Annotated in this window: 16 protein-coding genes; 10 read left to right on the plus strand and 6 right to left on the minus strand. The window is 50.7% G+C overall.

Annotated features, from left to right (window positions below; translation table 11 throughout):
* Nucleotides 1–3: 3 nt before the first annotated feature.
* Nucleotides 4–915: a LysR family transcriptional regulator gene (locus tag GOB58_RS08955; RefSeq protein WP_173559959.1), complete on the minus strand. Its 912-nt coding sequence runs from the start codon at nt 913–915 to the stop codon at nt 4–6.
* A gap of 114 nt (nt 916–1,029) precedes the next feature.
* Here GOB58_RS08955 and GOB58_RS08960 point away from each other — a divergent pair, with 114 nt between their 5' ends.
* Entirely contained in the window at nt 1,030–1,737 is a 708-nt protein-coding gene (locus tag GOB58_RS08960; RefSeq protein ID WP_086635779.1) for an RraA family protein, read from the plus strand.
* 129 nt (nt 1,738–1,866) lie between these two features.
* Nucleotides 1,867–3,117 (plus strand): 2-hydroxycarboxylate transporter family protein, encoded by a 1,251-nt coding sequence (locus GOB58_RS08965; protein WP_158092930.1) that lies wholly within the window; start codon nt 1,867–1,869, stop codon nt 3,115–3,117.
* 124 nt (nt 3,118–3,241) lie between these two features.
* On the opposite strand, the gene GOB58_RS08970 is transcribed toward GOB58_RS08965, so the two are convergent.
* The gene (locus GOB58_RS08970; RefSeq protein ID WP_173560030.1) at nt 3,242–4,696 is read right to left on the minus strand and encodes a phosphomannomutase; all 1,455 of its coding nucleotides are present in this window, start codon (nt 4,694–4,696) and stop codon (nt 3,242–3,244) included.
* A 334-nt stretch (nt 4,697–5,030) separates the two neighbouring features.
* Between GOB58_RS08970 and GOB58_RS08975 the strand changes: the two genes are divergently transcribed.
* Nucleotides 5,031–5,777, plus strand: coding sequence for an SDR family NAD(P)-dependent oxidoreductase (locus tag GOB58_RS08975; RefSeq protein WP_173559960.1), 747 nt, complete (start codon nt 5,031–5,033; stop codon nt 5,775–5,777).
* 42 nt (nt 5,778–5,819) lie between these two features.
* Here GOB58_RS08975 and GOB58_RS08980 read toward each other — a convergent pair whose 3' ends face one another.
* Nucleotides 5,820–6,194 (minus strand): YidH family protein, encoded by a 375-nt coding sequence (locus GOB58_RS08980; RefSeq protein ID WP_086553592.1) that lies wholly within the window; start codon nt 6,192–6,194, stop codon nt 5,820–5,822.
* A gap of 153 nt (nt 6,195–6,347) precedes the next feature.
* Here GOB58_RS08980 and GOB58_RS08985 point away from each other — a divergent pair, with 153 nt between their 5' ends.
* The 4 genes from GOB58_RS08985 to GOB58_RS09000 all read left to right on the plus strand — a co-directional run bounded on the left by GOB58_RS08985 (nt 6,348) and on the right by GOB58_RS09000 (nt 11,353).
* A complete protein-coding gene (locus GOB58_RS08985; RefSeq protein ID WP_173559961.1) occupies nt 6,348–6,983 on the plus strand; it encodes an EcsC family protein in 636 nt (211 codons plus the stop codon).
* A gap of 437 nt (nt 6,984–7,420) precedes the next feature.
* On the plus strand, nt 7,421–9,586 hold the full coding sequence (locus GOB58_RS08990; protein WP_086553613.1) for an FUSC family protein: 2,166 nt from the start codon (nt 7,421–7,423) through the stop codon (nt 9,584–9,586).
* Between the two features lie 22 nt (nt 9,587–9,608).
* On the plus strand, nt 9,609–10,265 hold the full coding sequence (locus GOB58_RS08995; RefSeq protein WP_233127738.1) for a GNAT family N-acetyltransferase: 657 nt from the start codon (nt 9,609–9,611) through the stop codon (nt 10,263–10,265).
* A 113-nt stretch (nt 10,266–10,378) separates the two neighbouring features.
* Complete coding sequence (locus GOB58_RS09000) at nt 10,379–11,353, plus strand: SPFH domain-containing protein (RefSeq protein WP_173559962.1); 975 nt, start codon at nt 10,379–10,381, stop codon at nt 11,351–11,353.
* Between the two features lie 57 nt (nt 11,354–11,410).
* Here GOB58_RS09000 and GOB58_RS09005 read toward each other — a convergent pair whose 3' ends face one another.
* Nucleotides 11,411–13,045 carry a lactate permease LctP family transporter gene (locus GOB58_RS09005; protein ID WP_173559963.1) on the minus strand — a complete coding sequence of 545 codons (1,635 nt, stop codon included), beginning with the start codon at nt 13,043–13,045 and terminating at the stop codon, nt 11,411–11,413.
* A 565-nt stretch (nt 13,046–13,610) separates the two neighbouring features.
* On the opposite strand from GOB58_RS09005, the gene GOB58_RS09010 reads away from it, so the two are divergent.
* Nucleotides 13,611–14,843, plus strand: coding sequence for a tetratricopeptide repeat protein (locus GOB58_RS09010; protein ID WP_173559964.1), 1,233 nt, complete (start codon nt 13,611–13,613; stop codon nt 14,841–14,843).
* Nucleotides 14,844–14,958: 115 nt separating this feature from the next.
* Nucleotides 14,959–15,885 carry a tetratricopeptide repeat protein gene (locus GOB58_RS09020; protein ID WP_173559965.1) on the plus strand — a complete coding sequence of 309 codons (927 nt, stop codon included), beginning with the start codon at nt 14,959–14,961 and terminating at the stop codon, nt 15,883–15,885.
* A 17-nt stretch (nt 15,886–15,902) separates the two neighbouring features.
* Here GOB58_RS09020 and GOB58_RS09025 read toward each other — a convergent pair whose 3' ends face one another.
* A complete protein-coding gene (locus GOB58_RS09025) occupies nt 15,903–16,079 on the minus strand; it encodes a hypothetical protein (RefSeq protein WP_158092813.1) in 177 nt (58 codons plus the stop codon).
* Nucleotides 16,080–16,343: 264 nt separating this feature from the next.
* Between GOB58_RS09025 and GOB58_RS09030 the strand changes: the two genes are divergently transcribed.
* Entirely contained in the window at nt 16,344–17,531 is a 1,188-nt protein-coding gene (locus GOB58_RS09030; protein ID WP_173559966.1) for an MFS transporter, read from the plus strand.
* 13 nt (nt 17,532–17,544) lie between these two features.
* Here the strand turns inward: GOB58_RS09030 and GOB58_RS09035 are convergent, their stop codons facing one another.
* Nucleotides 17,545–19,911 (minus strand): TonB-dependent receptor, encoded by a 2,367-nt coding sequence (locus GOB58_RS09035; protein ID WP_173559967.1) that lies wholly within the window; start codon nt 19,909–19,911, stop codon nt 17,545–17,547.
* Nucleotides 19,912–20,052 lie beyond the last annotated feature (141 nt).

Genomic DNA, 20,052 nt, shown 5'->3' on the forward strand with positions numbered 1-20,052 from the left:
GGGTCAGACTGTCACAAGCGGGGCATCAAGGCGCGTTGAGTGCAGCAGGTCAGTAAAGCGCTGCACAGTGGGGGTGCGCCAGTCTTTGACAACTGTAAGGCCCAGCGCGCGTGGCATCGTGAGTGCCGCAATGGGCAGCTCTTTGAGTTGTGGCTCCTGCACCTGGCGGGCCAGCATATGACGCGAGATAAAACAGAGCATGTCACTATGAGCAATCATCGGCAGTAGCAGAGGGGTGGCATTGACCTCTATCTGAGCCTGCGGAGGGGGCAGTTTATGGTGCCTGAACTGTGCATCAAGCCATAAGCGGCTGGCAACCTCACGCACAGGCAACACCCAGTGCGCCTGTGCGACATCTTCAGGGCTTACATCAGGTTTTTTAAAAAGCGGGTGGCGGCTGCTGGCTGCAACAACGGCTGTATCCTCTAACAGCGGGTATGCTGTGAAAAGTGCATCATCTGGTGTGACCAGGCCCAGAATAGCGTCGATATCACCCTGCTGCAGTTTTTCGCGTAGTGTGTAGTTCATTCCGACCAGAATGGTCACTTTGACACCGGGCATATGCCGGGTGAGCAGGGCACAGACAGCAGGCAGAAATAACTCTGACATCACAGGGCCACAGCCAAGGCGAAGGGTGCCGGCATCGCCCGAGGCAAAGTCCTGTATGTCACGCAGGGCGTTAGCATTGATCACATTCAGGCGACGGGCCTGCTGCAACAGGGCTTCACCCACGGGGGTAAGGCGAATGCCGCGCCCTTCGCGTTCAAACAGCCTGGCGCCGATATTCTGCTCAAGCCGGGCAATACATTTGCTTACAGCTGGCTGGCTCAGGTTAAGCTGCCCGGCAGCTGCGCGCACATGGCCCAGCCCGGCAATGACTTCAAAATAGCGCAGATCGCGGGAATCAAGATGCATGTCTGATAACCAGAAGTTATTAATACCTGAAAATTATTGAATAGATATTTACGAAATGGGAAGCCTAATCTGCGATCAGTTTTTCGCCATATCGCAGATGCAGGAGAGCTGATCATGAGTTATATCGTTCCCGATGAGCAGTACAGCTGGCCGCCGGGCTGGCGTATTCTGCCTAATGGTGCGGCAATCGCGGCTGATGTGCTTGAGGCCTGGCGGGCTGTTCCCGTTGCAGTCGCGGGTGATTGTATGGGCCGCAGCATCGGGGCAACAGGGTTGCGGCCTTATCATCCTGATATTCATACGCCTGTTTGTGGCCGGGCTGTTACGGTGCGTACCCGCCCGGGTGATAACCTGATTATTCATAAAGCCCTGCTGATGGCAGAGCCGGGTGATGTGGTTGTGATTGATGCCGGGGGCTCAACCGAGCAGGCTATTGTGGGCGGGCTGATGCGCACAACAGCCCTGGCACGTAAACTGGGTGGCTTCGTGATTGATGGTGCCGTGCGCGACCTGGCTGAGTGGGATGAAGGGGGCATGGCCTGTTTTGCAAGAGGCCACACTCATCGCGGGCCAGCTAAAGATGGTCCGGGTGCTGTTAATATTCCCATCAGCTGTGGCGGGCTGGTTGTCATGCCGGGTGACCTGCTGCTGGCTGATGCTGATGGTATTATTGCCATTCCTGTCGCTGAGCTGCCCTCTCTGATGCCAAAAGTACAGGCGCACCTCGTGAAAGAGGAAAATATCCGCCAGACGAACGCACGCGAAAAGGGCGATTCAGAACGTATTGATACGTTGCTGCGCAGCAAAGGGGTAATGGTTTAGCCCCCTGATTTTTTTCTGTCTCCTTCAATGAAAAAGAATACAATGAATAAACATTCTTTGAGAGACACAGGTTTTTCATCTCCGCCTTTGTCATTATGGCAAAGGGTGGCGGCATTTCGGATCTCATTAATGCCGCTGCCTGTTTTTCTGATAGCTGCTGTCTGTGTCATCATTCTGGTGGTGCAGGGCAGGGTCAGTTCTGATTTATGTATTATGTCTGTTGTGCTGGCTGTGTGTTCATACCCGCTGGCCGAAATCGGGCACCGCATACCGGGTTTTCGTTCGGTGGGCGGGGCTGTTATCCTGAACACATTTCTGCCGTCAGCTCTCGTATTTTACGGGCTGCTGCCACACCCGCTTGAGAGCGCGATTACAGCCTTTTATAAACAGAGTAATTTTCTCTATCTTTTTGTAACAGCTGTAGTTGTTGGCAGCATTTTTTCGATGAACCGAAAAACTCTTCTTGCCAATATCATCAAGGTATTAAACCCTCTTGCTGTGGCCTCCCTTGTGGCTTTTGGTGTGGGCATGGCTGTTGGCCTGCTGTGCGGTCTTGATGCAAAATATATTCTGTTTTTTATTCTTGTGCCGGTTATGGCCGGTGGTGTGGGCGAGGGGGCAGTGCCTCTTGCTACCGGCTATGCGGCGATAACGCATCAGTCAGAGGCGTCTCTCATCGGCGGGCTGCTGCCTATTGTGGCTATGGCGAATATCTGCGCCATTGTCATTGCAGGCGGGCTGCACACTCTTGGGGTGCGTAAACCCGTGCTGACAGGCAACGGCAACCTGCTGATTATGGACGCAGAGAATGATGAGGCTGACCCGCAGGTTCATCTCCCTCTTATTTCTGACCCGGGGCGCGTGGCGACATCAGGCCTGGCTTTGATTACGCTTTATGGCGTGTCGTCTGTTATTGAGCATGTTATCTCATTTCCTGCACCGCTCATCATGCTCTTTCTCGCCATTATGCTGAAAACAGGCCATCTGATCCCGGTGAGTATGGAAGAGGGCGCCCGCTGGATTTACCGGTTTTTTGCCACGTCGTGCACCTATCCGCTCATGTTTTGTATTGGTGTTGTGCTAACTCCCTGGCAGCCGCTGGTTGCGGCTTTTTCACCGGCTATTTGCATAACAGTGGCATGCACCGTGGCGGCGCTGGCCGGCACCGGTTTTATAATGGCCCGGTTTTTACGCATGTATCCGGTTGAGGCCGCGATGATCATGGTCTGCCATGCCAGCTCAGGCGGTGCGGGCGATGTGGCGATACTCAGCGCGGGGGAGCGCCTTTCGCTCATGGCGAGTGCTCAGGTTGCCACTAAGATTGGTGGTTTTGTGACCGTAACACTTGCTTTGCTGGTTTATGCCTGGCTGCACCACTGAAAGATTGCGTAACACCCTGAATTTTTCATGAGTTTTCACTCTGTGTTGAAAGCCATGACATGACCCGGAGGAAGAGAGGCACACAATCCAGTCTGTTACAGCGGTTCATCCGGCTCTTCGCATATTAGTCGCGCCAGCGGCTGACCTGTCTGAGCGCCAGGGTGAGCAGGGCACGGGCACGCTCAGCATTGTCAGCCTCAACATACACCCGCAGCTCAGGTGCATTGCCTGATGGGCGCAGATGCACAATTTCGCCAGAGGCAAAAGTGAGCCTTACGCCATCCGTCAGGTTGATATCCTCCGGCATACCACAGGCCTTGCTGAGTGCACTGACGGTTTCATCCCGCTCTGGTGCGCTCAGCAGTGCTTGCAGGCGTGCTTTACTGGTGTCAGTTGGCATCTCTTTCAGGCGGTCACTGTCAGTGATGCGCGCGGGCAGGCTGGCAACAAGTGCTGACAGGCAGCGGCCAGGTATGCGCTGGCTGGCTACCAGAGCGCACAGCATGGGCAAAACAGAGTCACGCGTAGGCAGGGCTGTAATAGTGCGCCCGTTAAGGGTTACAGGGCTTGCCAGCAAAAAACCGCCATTGGCTTCGTAACCTACAGCCGGAGTGTGCCCGGCAGAGGCAGCCGCGTTCATCGCGTCAATGACATAGGGTGAACCAATGCGGGTACGTATGGCGTGGCTGGTGAGCTGACTGCGCTCAAGGGCTGTATTGCTGCTGACCGGGGTGGTGACGCTGCCTGCTTTTAAAAACTGAGCGGTTAACAGGCCAAGCGTATCGCCCCGCAGCCAGGTGCCGGTTTCGTCAGCCAGAAGCGGGCGGTCTGAGTCGCCGTCGGTCGTGAGGATAGCATCAAACGTACCGGCGCTGCTCCATTCGCGCGCCAGAATGACATCTTCGGGGCGGACAGCCTCAGTATCAACCGGAATAAAGGTTTCTGAACGCCCGAGGGGTGTAACCTCAGCCCCCAGTGTCTGCATAATCTGCATCAGCACATCACGCCCTACGGCAGAGTGATGATAAATGCCAAGTTTAAGGCCTTTCAGCGCGTCTGTGCCAAAAAAATCTGTATAGCGGGCGATAAATGGCGGGAGAATATCAGTGACGGGCGGGAAAGCGGGCGGGCTGATCAGTGCGCCATGTGTGTCAGTCAGCCCGTCAGGTAGTGTAACATCCTGAGAGAGCATGCCCTGCTCGTCAGTTTTAAGGAACTCCCCGCAGGCCCGGTTGAATTTAATACCGTTACGGTCATCGGGAATGTGGCTGCCGGTGATCATGAGTGAGGGCATGTTTCGGGCATAGGCAAAAGAACATAAAGCAGGTGATGGTACAGCCCCGCAAAAAACGACCTTGCCTCCCATATCCTCAATAGCGGCAATGCAGGCTTTCATAATATGAGGGGTGCTTGGGCGCAGGTCCCCTGCAACAGCAACGGGGCTGCCGGGTTTAAACTCCCCCTGCGTTGCCAGATAGAGAAGGTAGCCTTTTGTGCATATATAGCACAGCTCATCTGTCAGAGCACTGACCAGCCCGCGTACACCACTGGTACCAAAAGCAACGGCTGACTGTTTCATCCATGCAGCAATGTTCATTGTGTCGTGGGCCTTTTGTGCTTTGTTCATCTGTTGTTTTTAAACAACAGAGAGGAGATACCCTTCTTTTAAAATGATGTCACACGTAAAGCGCATGGTTTACTCTTGACTTCATGCAATATAAGAGTGAATTATAAGATTAAAATTCATTAATAATTTTACGGGAAATATATTTAAAAGTATGATTTAACAGATTATTTTTAATGTATTTTTCGTAATAATATATACTGTATGCCGGTTTTGCTCCGAACCGCCGGCCGGGGCACGCAGCGCACTGAACGATAGTATCAGGTTTTTAAAAAGAGAATTTATTGCAATGAGTAAAAAGATTATTATCCTTGGTGCGCTTTCTGCCATGGCTGAGGCAACAGCCCTCCGTTATGCCCGTCAGGGGGCTGAGTTTGTGCTTGTGGCCCGCAACGGCCTGCGGGCTGAGCAGCTGGCCCAGCAGCTCGAAGCCGCCGGTGCAGTGCGGTGCACGACACGTGTCACTGACGATGCCTGTGAGCAGGGGGCTGATTTTTCTTTCGGCAGGATGGTGGCTGACCTTGGCGGGCATGTTGACCTTGTTTTCGTGTTTTATGGTTTTCTGAGCCATCAAAGCAACGTAAAACAGCGTATGGCCGGGCCTGCTATTGTTCGTTCAAATTTTTCAGGGGCTGTTCAGTGGTGTCAGGCTGCGGCTGCGCAGCTTGAAAAACAGCGCAATGGTGTGCTGGTTGCTGTGTGTTCTGTTGTTTCAGATCAGGTGCGTCATTCAAATGATGCCGGTGAGGCGGCTCATACCGGCCTCTCTCGTCTGATAGAAACATTATCACAGCGGTTACGCCCTTTTGGGGCGTCTGCGGTTGTGGCAAAACTTGACCTGCTTGATGGGCCGGTGATGTCCTCACATACTGACAATTATATGCTGTGGGCGACACCTGCCCGTGTGGCTGAGCAGCTGGTAATGATCGCTCAGGACCCGGTTGAGCCGATCGTCTATATTCCCTGCCTGTGGCGTAAAGTCACAGCAGTTGTACGCGACCTGCCTGCGCGTATTTTACATAAAGTCAGAGCGTAATATCCAGTCCGGTTAGCGGGGGGACTGCCAGGAGCGGTCGGCTCAGAAAGACAGCTCTTTGATCAGGGCAATCAGCACGGTTATGCCAAGGCCGGCGAGCGCTATTGTTGTAATCAGCTCCATGACCGGTCTTTCGGGGGTGTGCAGCGTTTCATCTCTGATTTCTTTACGTGTGCGACAAAAACGCCGGTAAGAGAGAAGGAATAACGCAATACCCAGTGTAACGAAGGTAATGCCCAGCACAGCAGTAGCCTGATGCGTATTGCCGCTTTCAGACAGGTTCTGTGCCACTGTCAGGCGCAGAAAAAGATTAAATTTGGCGAGCACTGCTCCAAAAGCAACCATGGCCAGAGCCGTGCGGACCCAGGCCAGAAATGTGCGCTCATTGGCAGCGTGGTCACTGTAACGGGGAATCATAGGATATCGTTATCCTTTATATATCTGGTGATAGACTAACATACTGTTTCATATAAATTATCTTTTTATTTAAGAACAGAATGGTAAGTTGACGAGAAAAAATAACCGTCAGTATATAGCAAACATTTTGTTATAAAGCAGAATGCGACGGGGATGTCAGATAAAAAATCAGGTGTTATTGAGAAAGCGCTTGAGTGGGGCTACGAAAAAGCTGTGTCAGGTGGTGGCGTTTTAGGCACAGCTCAGGAGCTGGCTGATGAGTATCTTCATTCTAATGGTCATAATCTGAAAGAAGCAGCCAATAGTTTAATACGGTGGCAGAATACTAAAGCAGCAACCGGTGGTTTTGTTACAAATCTTGGTGGGCTGGTCACACTTCCTGCAGCTATTCCTGCCAATATGGCATCGAGTATGTACATACAATTACGTATGATCGCCGGTATTGCCCACATGGGCGGGCACAATGTACTTGATGACAGAGTGAAAACATTATGTTTTGTCTGTATGACAGGCAATAGTGCGTCGTCCGAAGTGATGAAAACTGCCGGTGTGCAGATAGGTACTAAATTTACGGCATCAGCGATCCAAAAATATATAACCGGAGAGATGATTAAAACGATTAATAAAGCTGTTGGCTTCAGACTGATGACAAAAGCCGGCACAACAGGCGTTCTGAACTTAACTAAAATGGTGCCTTTAGTGGGTGGTGTTGTCGGTGGTGCATTTGATGGCGTAACGACAAATATTATAGGTAATACTGCCAGAAAGACATTTATTCCTGAAGGTTAATGTCAGATTTTTGAGGTAAAAAAATGGTTATGAGGCCCCGAAAGCCGTATTTGCTTGTGCAGTGTCAAAAGTGCACATGGCATGCGTTTTTTTATCAGAAAAGTGATTGTTTGGTTTATCCTCATGTGTGTCCTGTATGTGGTGACCAGGACCCGCAGCTGAGATTTATGAGCTTCTGGGAAAAGGTGCGTTTTTTATCCGGATGGCCCGGATGGCGCTGATAGCCAGTTAGTTATTCTCTGAGTGAGGGGTTGTCCCCCCACTCAGAGCGGTTCGCCTATGACAAGATGGTATGACAGCTTGTGTCTTATCCGGGGTATGACGGAGGGCATGAGAGCGCAAAATATCCGAAAAGACGGGTGGGGCAGAGCGTGAGGTATACCGCATCTTCTGTCAGTCAGTTTTATCAGCGTCTGGCTGGTTTTACCCGGCAGCTTATGGCTCAGGATGGCAGGCCGCGTCGTCTTGATCATTTTCGCTGGCTTTATGCCCCCGATTTTTTATCGTTTGGTTATGCAGTGCGCACAACGATTTCCTCGCTTATTGCGCTGGGTATCGCATTGTGGTGGGAGCTTGGCAGCCCGCAGTGGGCAGCACTTACTGTGTGGATGATAGCTCAGGGTACGCGTGGTAAATCGATCGCCAAAGCGCGCTGGCATATGTTCGGCATGGTTGTGGGCACGATCTGCGCTGTGACACTGGTGGCCTGCATGCCGCAGGCGCCGCTTTTATATGTATTGTTCCTGGCCGCAGGTATTGGCGGGTTTTGTTTTATCGGCACGCTGCTGCCTGGCCCTCCGACCATGACCAACTACCGTATACATGGCATGCGTGCCTCGGGTTTTACTTACGCGATTATCGCACTTGATGGTGCCGCGGCACCGCATCATATTTTTGATATCGCTATGGCACGTGCGACCTATATTACACTGGGTATCGTGGTTGAAACGGTTATATCATCGCTGTTTCAGTATCGTCTGGAAAACCGTGCGAAAAACAGGCTGGCAGCAAATTTTGTGCAGGCTTTTGGCGGCGCCACCCGCACGCTGATCAGCACCATAAAGGGTGACCGTCAGGCTGTTGTCTCTTCATCCGATGTCTTCGGGACTATCCTGACCCTGAGTGACCAGATCGAGTTTGCTGAAATTGAAATGGGTAAACACCATCATGAGGGTGATCATGCCAGGGCAGCACTCGCGGCCATGACGGTGCTGCTCTCACGGGGGATGGAACTGTTAGCCCTGCAAGGCACGGTGGCGGAGAAGGGGAGCGATTTTCAGCAGATTATTGAACAGACAGAGCGCTTTTTGCAGGTTTTACCTGACAGGTTACAGGCTGATATGTCTGCTGTTCCGGTGCTGGCTGAACTGGTGCAGCTTCAGGGGCTTTGCCGCTCAATGGCCGCACTCTGCCTTGAGGCTGAAATGACGGCCGCAGTTCGCCCCCCTGTTGATATGCAGCGTGAAGGGATTATCGCCGGGCAGGGGCAGCTTTTACACAAGCTTAATGAGGTGCTGAACGAACTGCGGCTTACGCTTGAGCAGTTTGAGATGAGCCGTAACCCTCAGCCGCACGACACGTTTCATTATGGTATGCATAGCTACCGTGACTGGCCGGTGGCGATTACGAACAGTTTGCGGGCTTCGGTTACTATCTTTTTCGCCGGGCTGATATGGATCACAACCGCCTGGCCTGATGGTCTTACATTTCTGATGTTTGTTTCCATTGTCTGTTCGTTATTCTCCACACTTGAGCAGCCTGCTCTGGCGACACGGGCCTTTCTCCATGGCACATTATGTTCAGTGCTTGCCTGTGGCGTGCTCGATTTGTGGGTGATGTCACACCCCACGACATACGAGATGCTGGCTATGTGTCTGGCTGTACCTATGCTGCTGGGGGGGCTGGCTTTTGCGTCTCCTGCTCTGGTGCTGGGGGCGGTGGCCTATAATCTGTTTCTGCCTATTCTGGTCGGCCCGATGAACCAGGGGCGGATGGATGAGCTGCTTTATTTTAACACGGCGTTGCCGCTCGTTTTATCAATGACATATGTCATGTGGATGTATCGCGTTTTCCTGCCGGTTGATCCTGATGGTTTGCGCTGGGATATGCGTGCGGGCATTTTACGTCTGATGCGGCGCCTGGCGACCTGGAGCAATCCTCCGTCACCAGCCGAGGTGATTGGCCGGGGGATTGAGAATTTTGTTTCTCTTTCTTCTATATCAGGGGATAAGAAATCTCTTGTTTTGCAAAGCTATATCAGTGGCGTGTTATCAGCCATTACGATCGGGCTTAATATTCTGAGCCTGCGGGCCATTATGTCACGGCATGTCCTGTCATCAGAGGCCGAGCGGGCGGTACAGCTCCTGCTGCGTCGTATGCAGCATTTCTCAGGGCGATATGGACGCCAGTACGGGCGCACAGCCCGGGCGGCGCACCTGGCTGCCCTGCGTCTTCAGCGCTGTGAACGTATGGAGATGAATTTGTCGGTGCGTGAGGAGATGCTGCGTGCGCTGGCAAGCCTGCAGGTGATAGAAGCTGAACTTACGCATAATAAGGAATTTTTTGATGCCTCATCCCCCTATATGGCCCAGCGACTGCTATAATAAACCACAGGAGGATCAGAGGGTGTGTTCAGACTGGCAGGGCGCGCCCGCGCCTGAGCGTAAAAGGCTGGAGGGCACGTTTACGGCACTCGTGCCCCTGGATGCCGCACAGCATACACAGACATTATTCGAGGCGGCGACAGCCCCTGGAGCAGAGGCACGCTTCAGGTATCTTTTTGACGAGGTGCCTGCAAACCCTGCGGCACAACACGCCTGGACAGAGAAGGCCGCTGCCGGTCAGGACCCGTTATTTTTTGCGGTTATTGATAAAGTGACCGGGCGGGCCGAGGGGCGACAGGCTCTGATGCGCACCAGCACAGCCCATGGTGTAACAGAAATTGGCAGTATTTTATGGGGGCCGGCCATAGCCCGTACGCGTGTTGCAACAGAAGCACTCTTCCTTATGGCGGATTATGTTTTTGCTCTGGGCTACAGGCGGCTTGAGTGGAAGTGTGATAACGCAAATGAACCCTCAAAGCGTGCAGCAGAGCGTTTTGGTTTCAGGTTTGAGGGGCTTTTTCGCCAGCACATGGTTGTAAAAGGCCATAACCGTGACACCGCCTGGTTTGCGATAACTGACCAGGAATGGCCCCGCCTGCGTGCAGGTTATAAGCGCTGGCTTGCCGCTGATAATTTCGGGGCTGACGGGCAGCAGCATAGCAGACTGAGCTTTGTTTAATATTCTGCCTGATTATTGAAAAAGATAGCCGTGCAGAAGTCGGACTGCTAGTATCCGCCTGGCTCAGGGCAGCATTAATGGCCCGTTTCTTCTGTAATAAAGGGTCTTTTTTAATGGTTGGTACTTTATCGTCTGAGCCTGTGCCAGATGTTGAAAATAAAAAGCGCGTCACGCAGCGTATTGCTGAGCGTGTAATTTTTTCGATGAGTGCCTGGGCTGCGCTGGGCGTCGGTGTGTTGCTGGCGCTTCCGGCTCTGTTTTGTATCACGCATTCTGATCCCGATCTCCCTGGTGCCGGCGCGGTGGCAGGGCCTGCTGTGGGTGCGACCCTGCTGATATTTGCTTTACTCGTCCTTAAGGGGCTGGTTGTGCTGCAACCGAATCAGGCCGTTGTGTGTCTGTTTCTGGGGGCTTATCGTGGCACTCTGGCGCGCCCGGGTTTCTGGTGGATAAACCCGTTTTATTCTCGTGAGAAAGTCTCTTTACGACTGAAAACGGAAGAAAGCGGCCCCCTGAAGGTCAATGATGCTGTGGGCAACCCGGTCGAGATCGGGGCTGTTATTATCTGGCGCGTGTCAGAGGCTGCCTGTGCATTGCTCGAGGTTGATGATTATCAGGACTATGTTGCCGCACAAAGTGAAACAACGCTGCGGGTGCTGGCAAGCCAGTATCCTTACGATCCGACCGAACAGCCTGATGCCACAGGCCACCCGCCTGAGCACCCCATTCACTCTGGCCTGACACTGCGTGATGGCAGCGATGCCCTGGCCGGCCTGTTGCTTAACGAGTTACAGCAGCGCATGGTTTCTGTGGGGATAGAGATTGTTGAAGCGCGCATTTCTCACCTTGCCTATGCTCCTGAAATTGCCGGGGCAATGTTGCGTAAGCAGGCTGCCAGTGCGGTTATTTCTGCCCGGCGTATCATTACCGAAGGGGCAGTTGCTATTATTGATGATGCGCTGAACAGCCTTGAAAAGCGTATGGGCGCGCCGCTTCCACCTGAGCAGCGTGCTGCAATGATTTCAAATCTGCTGGTCGTGCTGATTGGAGACCGTGAGGCCACGCCGACGGTTAATGCCGGTATGTAACAGGGGCCGCTGCACAATACGCCTTAACTGCAGGCTAAGGCGTATCAGGTGCAGGTGTTAAAAAATATAGACGAGCAGTGAGGTCGCTGCACCGCACAGCAGCGCAAGGATAATGCTGCATTTTAGTGTAAAACCGAGCAGCTTTCCTTCCTGGCCGGTCAGGCCCACAGCGGCAGAGGCCACAGCAATGGACTGTGGTGAGATCATTTTGCCGACTGCACCGCCAACCGTATTCGCTGCGATGAGAATATCTGCTGTTACCCCGATCTGTCGCCCGGTTGCAGCCTGAAGCCCGCCAAACAGGGCGTTTGATGAGGTGTCAGACCCGGTGAGGAAAACACCAAGCCAGCCCAGCACAGGTGAGAAGAAGGTAAAGGCACGGCCTGAGCGGGCCATAACCAGAGCCAGCGTAGTTGAAAGGCCTGAATAATTGGCCAGAAACGCAAAGGTCAGCACCATGCCAATGGCATAAATAGAGATTTTGAGGCTGCTGATTGTTTCAAAAAATGTCTCGGCGGCAACGGCTGGCTTCATTCTCAGCACAAACACTGAAATGATGGCGGAAAGAATAATGGCCGTACCAACACATGAGATAAAATCGAGGTGAAAAACGGCGTGATATGGTGTTGGCATATCTGTCAGCGGCGGGCTTTTGAGCACCTTGTCGTGCAAACCGGGGAAGTTAAAAGTCAGTGTTGTCCAGTTCAGCGGGCCACCGGCAGCAAACAGACGTTTAACAGGTTTAAGGCTCCACAGGGCGACACAGAAAGTCAGAATAACAAAAGGAGACCATGCTCGGGCAATTTCAGCCATGCTGCAGGCACGTGCCGTGACAGCCGGAGTGACGGCCTGTGTGTCGTTTTTAAATTTGAAGATATGCTTTGGCTGCCAGAAGCGCAGAAAAAACGGCAGAATAATCAGTGTGCCCAGGGGGGCGATAATATCGGGCAGCTCAGGGCCGATGAACACGGCTGTCCCACCCAGAAGGAGGGCGAAGGAGGCGCCGGCAACAAAAATAGCCGGCCAGATTTCACGCAGACCGCGCAGGCCGTCAGACATAGCCACCAGCCAGATCGGGATGATAAAAGCAATGACCATTTGCAGGTAGCCAACATGAGCGCTGACAGCGTCAGGTGCCGCGCCAATAACCTGTGCCCCTACAATGACCGGAATGCCCATAGCCCCAAAGGCACCGGCCGCAGCATTAGCAATCAGACACAGCCCGCCGGCAGTGATGGCAGGCACGCCTAAGCCCACCAGAAGGGCGGTGGTAATGGCCACAGGTGCGCCAAAGCCAGCGGCTCCCTCCAGAAAGCCACCAAAACTATAGGCAACAAGAAGAACCTGAATACGGTGATCTTCTGATACAGAGGAGATCGAATGGCGGATAATGTCGAAATGCCCGGTTTTGACCGAGATTTTATATAAAAATACAGCGCCTATGATGATCCATGAAATAGGCCACAGCCCGTAGGAAAAACCATAAAGCCCGGCACTGACAGCAGTCAGGGCAGGCATTTTATAAAACAGAATGGCAATGGCCAGGGTGATACCTACTGTAATGGTGCAGGCAATGTGCCCTTTGAGTTTGAGAACCAGAAGAGCAAAAAAGAAAAAGAGAATGGGCGTGAGTGCGACCAGGCCCGAAAGCCAGATATTGCCGACGGGATCGTAGATCTGTTGCCAGGCCATGAGTAAATTTTCCCCAGTGCTCCCGTTTGTACAACGGTGTTTTTGTTAGTTTTATTTTTCTTCGGGGTGTGCCTGATGTGCAGGTTGAAGAAATGCTTATTATGACTGTAGGCTGACTTTATACCAGCGAAAAATGACAGTTGTGTGAGGCAGAACTCTTCAGTTTATATAAGGTAATCAGATACTAAGGGCAGGTTTTATCTGGCGGGGAATTTTCGAAAACTCAGTAATTATTTTCTATTCGAAATAAAAAACCAGATGCAGGCAGGTGTTTCTGTTGAAAAACAGGTATCTTATTGAAAAACATATTAAAGTTAATAATTATGCAGAAAAATACATAAAATGTATGGTTGATACATTTATATAGATAATACCAGAAGTTGAAAAAATATTCATTTTTCGGGTTGTGGGGATTTTGCTTGTTATGCTAGAGCCCCTGAACACTTAAGAGCTTTAAATTTTTATGCAGATAAAATAAGATAAAATTCCAGGTTTTATTTATTAAATAGTGAACTGTATTTAAATAAAAATATAAATAACTTTTTAAGGATAAAAACAGTCTGTTATGAAAAACATATTAAAATTATGTGGAGTCAGTTTTTTATTTTTATTCTTATGTTTTGGTTATTTCAATAAATCTGACACGATCAGAGCAGACAGCACTGCGGCTCTGACCCACTCTTATGTGTCTGTTGTTCAGGGTGAAGTTTTTTTTGCTGTGGGTCATTTCTATGAAAATGGCGCAGATGATATGCCAGGAAATTATACATCTGCCTTTTACTATTATGAAAAAGGTGCCAGCGCCGGCAATGTCAGGGCCATGGTGCATCTGGCGACTCTTTGCCGGCAGGGGCATGGTGTTGTGCGCAGCTATGAGAACGCGTTTAAGTGGTATCACAAGGCAGCTGTTGCCGGTAATTCTGAGGCGATGCTGTATACTGGCATATCTTATGCTGAAGGCAAAGGTGTTCAGCAGGATGAGAGAAAAGCCTTTCAGTGGTACGAAAAAGGCGCCCTTGCCGGTAATGTCCAGGCGATGAATAATCTTGGGGTTTTATATAAAACCGGTAAAGGCGTCGCGCAGAATTATGCCATGGCGTTTGAGTGGTATCACAAGGCATTCCGGGCGGGTGATCATAAAGCGCCGGCCAGAAATATCGGTGTTTTATATGAGGGTGGTCTTGGTGTGCCTCAAAGCTACACAAAGGCGCTCGATTATTATCAGCAGGCCGGTCAGGCCGGTGATACAGACGGTATAGTGAACGCTGCCAGGCTGTATCAGTATGGTCATGGCGCGGCAAAAAGCTGTGAAAAAGCCCTTCAGCTCTATCATCAGGCAGCAGATGAGGGGAATGACAGCGCGATGAATAGCCTGGGCGTGCTGTATGAAACCGGTAACTGTGGTGTGCAGCAGGACTATGGCGAAGCGCACGAGCTGTACGAGCAGGCTGCTGAAAAGGGTAATGTCAGTGCGATAACCAATCTGGCCAGGCTGTATGATAGTGGCCAGGGCGTCACGCAGGATTATGTCAGGGCGCGCGAGCTTTATCAGCAGGGCGCACAGGCAGGCAGCAGCTCAGCCATGACTTCTCTTGGTGTTTTATACGAAAAAGGTCACGGCGTTGTTCAGAATTACGGTATGGCCCGCGAATGGTATGAAAAAGCAGCTTCTGCAGGCAATAGCGATGCCATGTGTCGTATAGCCGCGCTTTATGAACATGGTTATGGTGTTGCCGAGGATAAGCAGAAAGCACAGTTCTGGTATGAAAAAACCAGCGTTACGTGTCATGCTGACTGAAATATGATAGTTGCCAAAAAATAAACACAAAGACATTCTTTTTTTGTTTGCTTTTGATTTTCACAGCAGTAACGCAGTTAACTGCACTGCATTTCTGATGGGTGTAAAGATTATTATGACAGCACTGCGTTCTTTATCCGGCTCTTTTGCTTTTCTTTCACTGTCGCTGATAGTGCCTCTTACTCCGGTGCGGGCGCTGGCTGCGCCTGCCAGGGCTCATCCGCCGGTGGTGGCAGCCAAAAAAGCGCCCGGACCATCAACATTCAGTGCTGACAGCGCTGAGAAAATGACCGACCTCGGTGCGCTGTATCAAACAGGGCGAGGCGTGCCACTTGATTATAACCGGGCATTTGAGTGGTATGAAAAAGCGGCTGCTGCAGGCGGGGCAACCGCTATGCTTGACCTGGGTGCGCTTTATGAGCAGGGGCATGGTATGCCGCAGGATTATGAAAAAGCGCATGAATGGTATGAAAAAGCAGCTGATGCAGGCAATGCGGTCGCGATGTCACGCCTGGCAACGCTGTATGAAAATGGAAGGGGTGTCTCTGTTAACCGCAAAAAAGCAGCAAAATGGCAGAAACGCTCTGAGCAGGCAGTGAAAACTCAGGGGCTTGTTGATATTGCTACAGCTTACTGCAACGGTCAGGGCGGTACGCATGATTATAAAAAAGGCCTGCACCTGTATGAAATGGCCGCCGAAAACGGCAATATCCGCGCCATGTTCAGCACAGCCGAGATGTATGAGCTGGGGCTGGGCACACCAGTCAATAAAGAGAAAGCGCTGACCTGGTATAAAAAGGCCGCTGAGGCAGGCAGCCCGGATGGTATGTTTAACGCTGGCCGCCTGTATAATGATGCCTCAGGTGACGACCAGGACTATACCAGAGCGTTAGGGCTGTACGAGCAGGCAGCGCGGGCAGGTAACTCTGATGCGATGTGCCGCATAGGCCAGTTATATGCTTACGGGCAGGGTGTGCCTGAAAATAAAGGTCAGGCGCAGGAGTGGTATAAAAAAGCAGGTGATACCTGCCATCCTTCATAACAGCCGGGTAATGGCTGTTATTTTACATCAGCTTTAAGTGCAGGCATGGCTGCGTCATACTGAAACAGGCATGACGTGGCCTGTGACAGGCTGAGTATGGCTGAGCGGGCGTCCTGCACGGGTATGACCAGGCTGCTCAGTGCAAAAACAACACCAGCAGTAATAACGCCAGAAAATAGTGTTTTATTCAGCATGGAACCATTCTCCTTGCTACAATGGTGCGAAATCTGCGAAATATATTACACTCTAAATAGTGTGGATTATAATTTTTACAACACGAAAAAAATACATTTTGCATATTTTTATATGAATATGTGTTTATTTCATTTTGAATAACGATATTAAATAGTTATTTGTTGCACTGTTTATGCAGGGGCAGAGCGGGTTTTCCGGGTATTAAATCAGCTGGTTATAGTATATTACTAATTTTTAATCTTACGCCATCTAAACGAGAAAATATGAAATACCTGTTCTGTGGCTTCCTTACTCTGTTATGCGCCAGTGCGATGCAGATGATGTTTTTAATCTATTATATACAGTTCGGGGATTTTTTATCTCATTCTGCCTGGCTTGTTGCGTTACCGGTTCTTTATTCAGTCAGCTTTGGTTTTTCTTCTTATGTTTCAGGCGTATTAAGTGATAAATATGGCGCAGCCCGTGTTCTGGTTGCAGGTTCATTTTTGTCTGCCACAGCACTGTTTGCGCTGCCTTCCTGTACAGATTCCTTGTGGTTTCTTCTCGTCGCGGGGGTGTGGCTTGCAGCCGCACAGGCGAGTGCCACTTACGTTCCTCTTTTTGTTCTGACGGGTCAGTCTGTGCCGCGGCAGAGAGCAGGTCTGAGTTATGCTCTGATGGTGAGCGCTATGGGGGGCGGGTATATTGCTTTTGTTCAGCTATGGGAGAAGCTTGAGAAAACACTCTCCTGGCAGAGTGCAGCGTATTTTTGTGGTCTGCTGTTTTGTATCCTGGGTTGTTTTCTCTGTTATATGTTGCGGGCGCAGCTGGCCAGAGTAGCTGATACAGCAATGCGCTCCAGGCCATTAAAGCAGGCTTTTTTTAATACTCAGATTGTAACTTTTATCAGAACGCGTGCCTTTCTGGTACTGGCGTCAGCTATGCTGTGTACTGGTTTGATTTTATCATTCCATGATTCTTTATTAATACATTTTATACGAGAGATGATGAATGAGAATAATCCTTGTTTATTTGTTATCTGTCTTGGTGTTGTAGAAATGGTCTCTGTTTGTCTTTTCGGTGTTCTGAGTAAATATATATCACCATTTTTTTTGCTTGGTGTGTTTTTTATCTTAAAATTAATAACGATGACTTCAGGATTTTATGTGCCTGCAGAATTAAATTTTACAATCATGATAATTTTTTATGCTGCATTTCTGAGCTGCATTGTTTTGAGTGCCTGTATTTGTTTCCGTTTTCCTGCTGATTTTTCATGTATGGGTGCGGTTTTTGGTCTGCTCTTTTGTATTCATGAGCTTGGCAGAAGTGCTATGCCGGTTTTCAATTATATTTTTGATTTTCAGAACAGTATTGGGCTCCTGGTCTATATGGTAGTGGTCTGTTCTGCACCATTACTGATCGCATTACTCTGTTTTATAACCCGGCTCCCGCGTGAAACGAAGCCGGGCTGATCAGATGTACGTTTTAATAATTCACACTTAAACGCACACCCCATGTGGCGGGCATACCGGCAAGGGCAATATTAGCACCCTGAACAAAATAATTCCTTTCTACGTCATATTTTTTGTCAAAAATATTTTTACCAAAGGCTGCTATTGTCCATTTGCCATCTTTGGGGCCGAACGACATATCAGCCCCCCATAAGGTATAGCCTGCCACGTTATAGAGCGAGCCAAACAGAGAGTGGTAAGTGCTGCGCAGGCTGTAATCTATGCCGGTTGTCAGGTTATAACGCCCAAGATCCCAGGTGTAGCTGACTGACCCGTTTACCGTAAATTTTGGAAAAGGTAATTCTTCTCCCTTACGGTTTCGGTAATCACCGACATAAAGGCCATTCACAATATGTGCGCTGTAAAGAGATGAGAATTTGTCAAATGCCCCGACTGCAAAACCCGCTGACTGTGAAAGGGTAAGCCCGCGCAGAGGGTGCCATTCTGCTTCAATCTCTCCGCCATACATATGCGAGCGTGGCGCATTAACAATTGAGCCGACCAGGCCGGTTTTAGGGTTGAGTGAGGCAGACTGAATTTGCTGGTTACTATATTCATAATAAAAACCGGCAACATTAAAGCGCAGATGCTGCGAGGGGAGGGAGAACTTATTGCCGACCTCATACGCCAGGAGCGATTCAGGCTTAAAGGGTGCTGAGGCTACCCCGACAGAGCCGGAGTTATAGGTGGTAAAACCACCCGATTTTATACCCCGTGTAAACGACGCATAGAGCATGTCATTTTTTATGGGGTTATACTGTATTTCAAACTTGCCTGAGGGCAGGGTGTAGTCGGTTCCTTCATGGCGTACGACGTTACCAGGGTTGGTAATGACACCATTCATAATTTCGTATGAGCTCATGTTAGAGAGCGTGCGCTGTTCATGCTCAATACGCAGCCCGCCTGTAATGCGCAGTTTAGGCGTGATGTGATAAGTGGCCTGACCAAAACCGCTGATGGTGTTAACCATCTGGGTGTAGCGCAGGTCCTCATCAAAGCCATACAGGTCAGAAAAGCCCGACTGATAATGGTCGTTCATATACTGGTGGGCGTAGTAAATACCCCCTACCCAGGTGAGTCTCCGCTTGCCTGGCGAGGTAAAGCGCAGCTCATTAGCCAGCACACTTGCGCGGGTGTTAAAGGCGACATCGGCCAGAGCTGACGACCAGCCATCAAAATTCATATAAGTCTGGCGCTGCATGTTATCATAGCTGATCAGATCAGTGATGGTAACAAAAGGCAGTTTCTTTTCTGCACGAAAGCTCATGCCGCCCACATCAATATGCGAAAATGGTTTGGTGTTGGGTCTGATGCCAAGCTGCTTTGCAAACTCTGATGATGTACCCCAGTTGGTTTCATACCGGTCAGAGCTGACCGGATAAATCGGCGCAGAAGGGTTGAGCGCGTTAAAGGCCGACATCGGGCTGTAAAGGTGCAGGCCGTTTGCGTCAGAGCGGTCGCGGCTGCCATGCAGGTTAAACTCAAACTTCAGCGTGTCAGTGGCCTGATAATCGAGCAGCAGGCGTGCTGCTCCACGGTTTACCCGGCCAAGTTTTATGCCGTCACTGTTATGCTGCCAGGCTCCGCCCTGTTCTGTCTCACCTGACAGACGATAGCGCAGTTTTTGAGACAGCGGTCCAGAGATATAGCCGTCAATTTTTGTGCTGCCAAAACGGCCATACTGCACGTCACCACCAGCGTGGAAAGTCGATGTTGGTTTGTTCAGAATGTAGTTAATGGCACCGCCCGTTGTGTTACGGCCATAAAGTGTGCCCTGCGGGCCGCGCAGCACCTCAACGCGCTGAATGTCAAACATCATACCGTTGGTGGCAAAAGGTACGGGGTTTGCGACTTCATCAACATAGACGCCAACAGTGGGGGAGTTATTGCTGGCATAATCGTTAAAGCCCACCCCACGAATAGCAAAAGCATATTGCCCGCTGCCAAACTGTGGTGTGACCTGAAGGGAGGGGGTAAGATACTGCAGGTCAAACACGTTATTGACGTTACGTGTGGTCAGTGTTTTGCCGCTGATGACGCTGAGGGATGTGCCAATATTCTGCGGGCTTTCAGCGCGTCGTTCAGAGGTTACCAGCACTTCTTCTGTGCCGCCTTCAACTGCGTTTCCTGTGGCTTTGGCAGGCTTTGCAGCCTGTGCGGGGCTGTGGCGGTTTTTGCTTTTGTTTTTGTCTGCTGTGTGCGCTGTTTTTGCGGGGGCGGTCTGCGTCTGTGCAAGGGCCTGCCCGCTTAAGGTAAACAGTAAAACGCCTGATGCGAGCAGTACATATCTGTGAGAAAAAGGCTGAAGCCTGAGGGAGAACAAAGCCTTCTGGGCGAACATAATTATAAGGTCCCTGATGGAGGGTGAGTGCACAAACTGGTGAAAAAGGTTGCGGGTGTTAACATCGGGCTGGCATTGTGTGGCGCATGGTGGCGCGTATCCTTACATCATATCAGGCTTTGTGTTTGTGCTGGTTTCATT

The sequence above is a fragment of the Acetobacter thailandicus genome (assembly GCF_011516655.1).
Lineage (GTDB): Bacteria > Pseudomonadota > Alphaproteobacteria > Acetobacterales > Acetobacteraceae > Acetobacter > Acetobacter thailandicus.

What these genes read in the sequence shown, in the direction of transcription:
- GOB58_RS08970 (WP_173560030.1), bottom strand. Translation starts at nt 4,696, where the DNA reads ATGAAACAGTCAGCCGTTGCTTTTGGTACCAGTGGTGTACGCGGGCTG.
- GOB58_RS09000 (WP_173559962.1), top strand. Translation starts at nt 10,379, where the DNA reads ATGGTTGGTACTTTATCGTCTGAGCCTGTGCCAGATGTTGAAAATAAA.
- GOB58_RS08990 (WP_086553613.1), top strand. Translation starts at nt 7,421, where the DNA reads ATGGCTCAGGATGGCAGGCCGCGTCGTCTTGATCATTTTCGCTGGCTT.
- GOB58_RS08980 (WP_086553592.1), bottom strand. Translation starts at nt 6,194, where the DNA reads ATGATTCCCCGTTACAGTGACCACGCTGCCAATGAGCGCACATTTCTG.
- GOB58_RS08955 (WP_173559959.1), bottom strand. Translation starts at nt 915, where the DNA reads ATGCATCTTGATTCCCGCGATCTGCGCTATTTTGAAGTCATTGCCGGG.
- GOB58_RS09035 (WP_173559967.1), bottom strand. Translation starts at nt 19,911, where the DNA reads ATGTTCGCCCAGAAGGCTTTGTTCTCCCTCAGGCTTCAGCCTTTTTCT.
- GOB58_RS09030 (WP_173559966.1), top strand. Translation starts at nt 16,344, where the DNA reads ATGAAATACCTGTTCTGTGGCTTCCTTACTCTGTTATGCGCCAGTGCG.
- GOB58_RS08985 (WP_173559961.1), top strand. Translation starts at nt 6,348, where the DNA reads ATGTCAGATAAAAAATCAGGTGTTATTGAGAAAGCGCTTGAGTGGGGC.
- GOB58_RS08965 (WP_158092930.1), top strand. Translation starts at nt 1,867, where the DNA reads ATGCCGCTGCCTGTTTTTCTGATAGCTGCTGTCTGTGTCATCATTCTG.
- GOB58_RS09005 (WP_173559963.1), bottom strand. Translation starts at nt 13,045, where the DNA reads ATGGCCTGGCAACAGATCTACGATCCCGTCGGCAATATCTGGCTTTCG.
- GOB58_RS08975 (WP_173559960.1), top strand. Translation starts at nt 5,031, where the DNA reads ATGAGTAAAAAGATTATTATCCTTGGTGCGCTTTCTGCCATGGCTGAG.
- GOB58_RS09020 (WP_173559965.1), top strand. Translation starts at nt 14,959, where the DNA reads ATGACAGCACTGCGTTCTTTATCCGGCTCTTTTGCTTTTCTTTCACTG.
- GOB58_RS09025 (WP_158092813.1), bottom strand. Translation starts at nt 16,079, where the DNA reads ATGCTGAATAAAACACTATTTTCTGGCGTTATTACTGCTGGTGTTGTT.
- GOB58_RS08960 (WP_086635779.1), top strand. Translation starts at nt 1,030, where the DNA reads ATGAGTTATATCGTTCCCGATGAGCAGTACAGCTGGCCGCCGGGCTGG.
- GOB58_RS09010 (WP_173559964.1), top strand. Translation starts at nt 13,611, where the DNA reads ATGAAAAACATATTAAAATTATGTGGAGTCAGTTTTTTATTTTTATTC.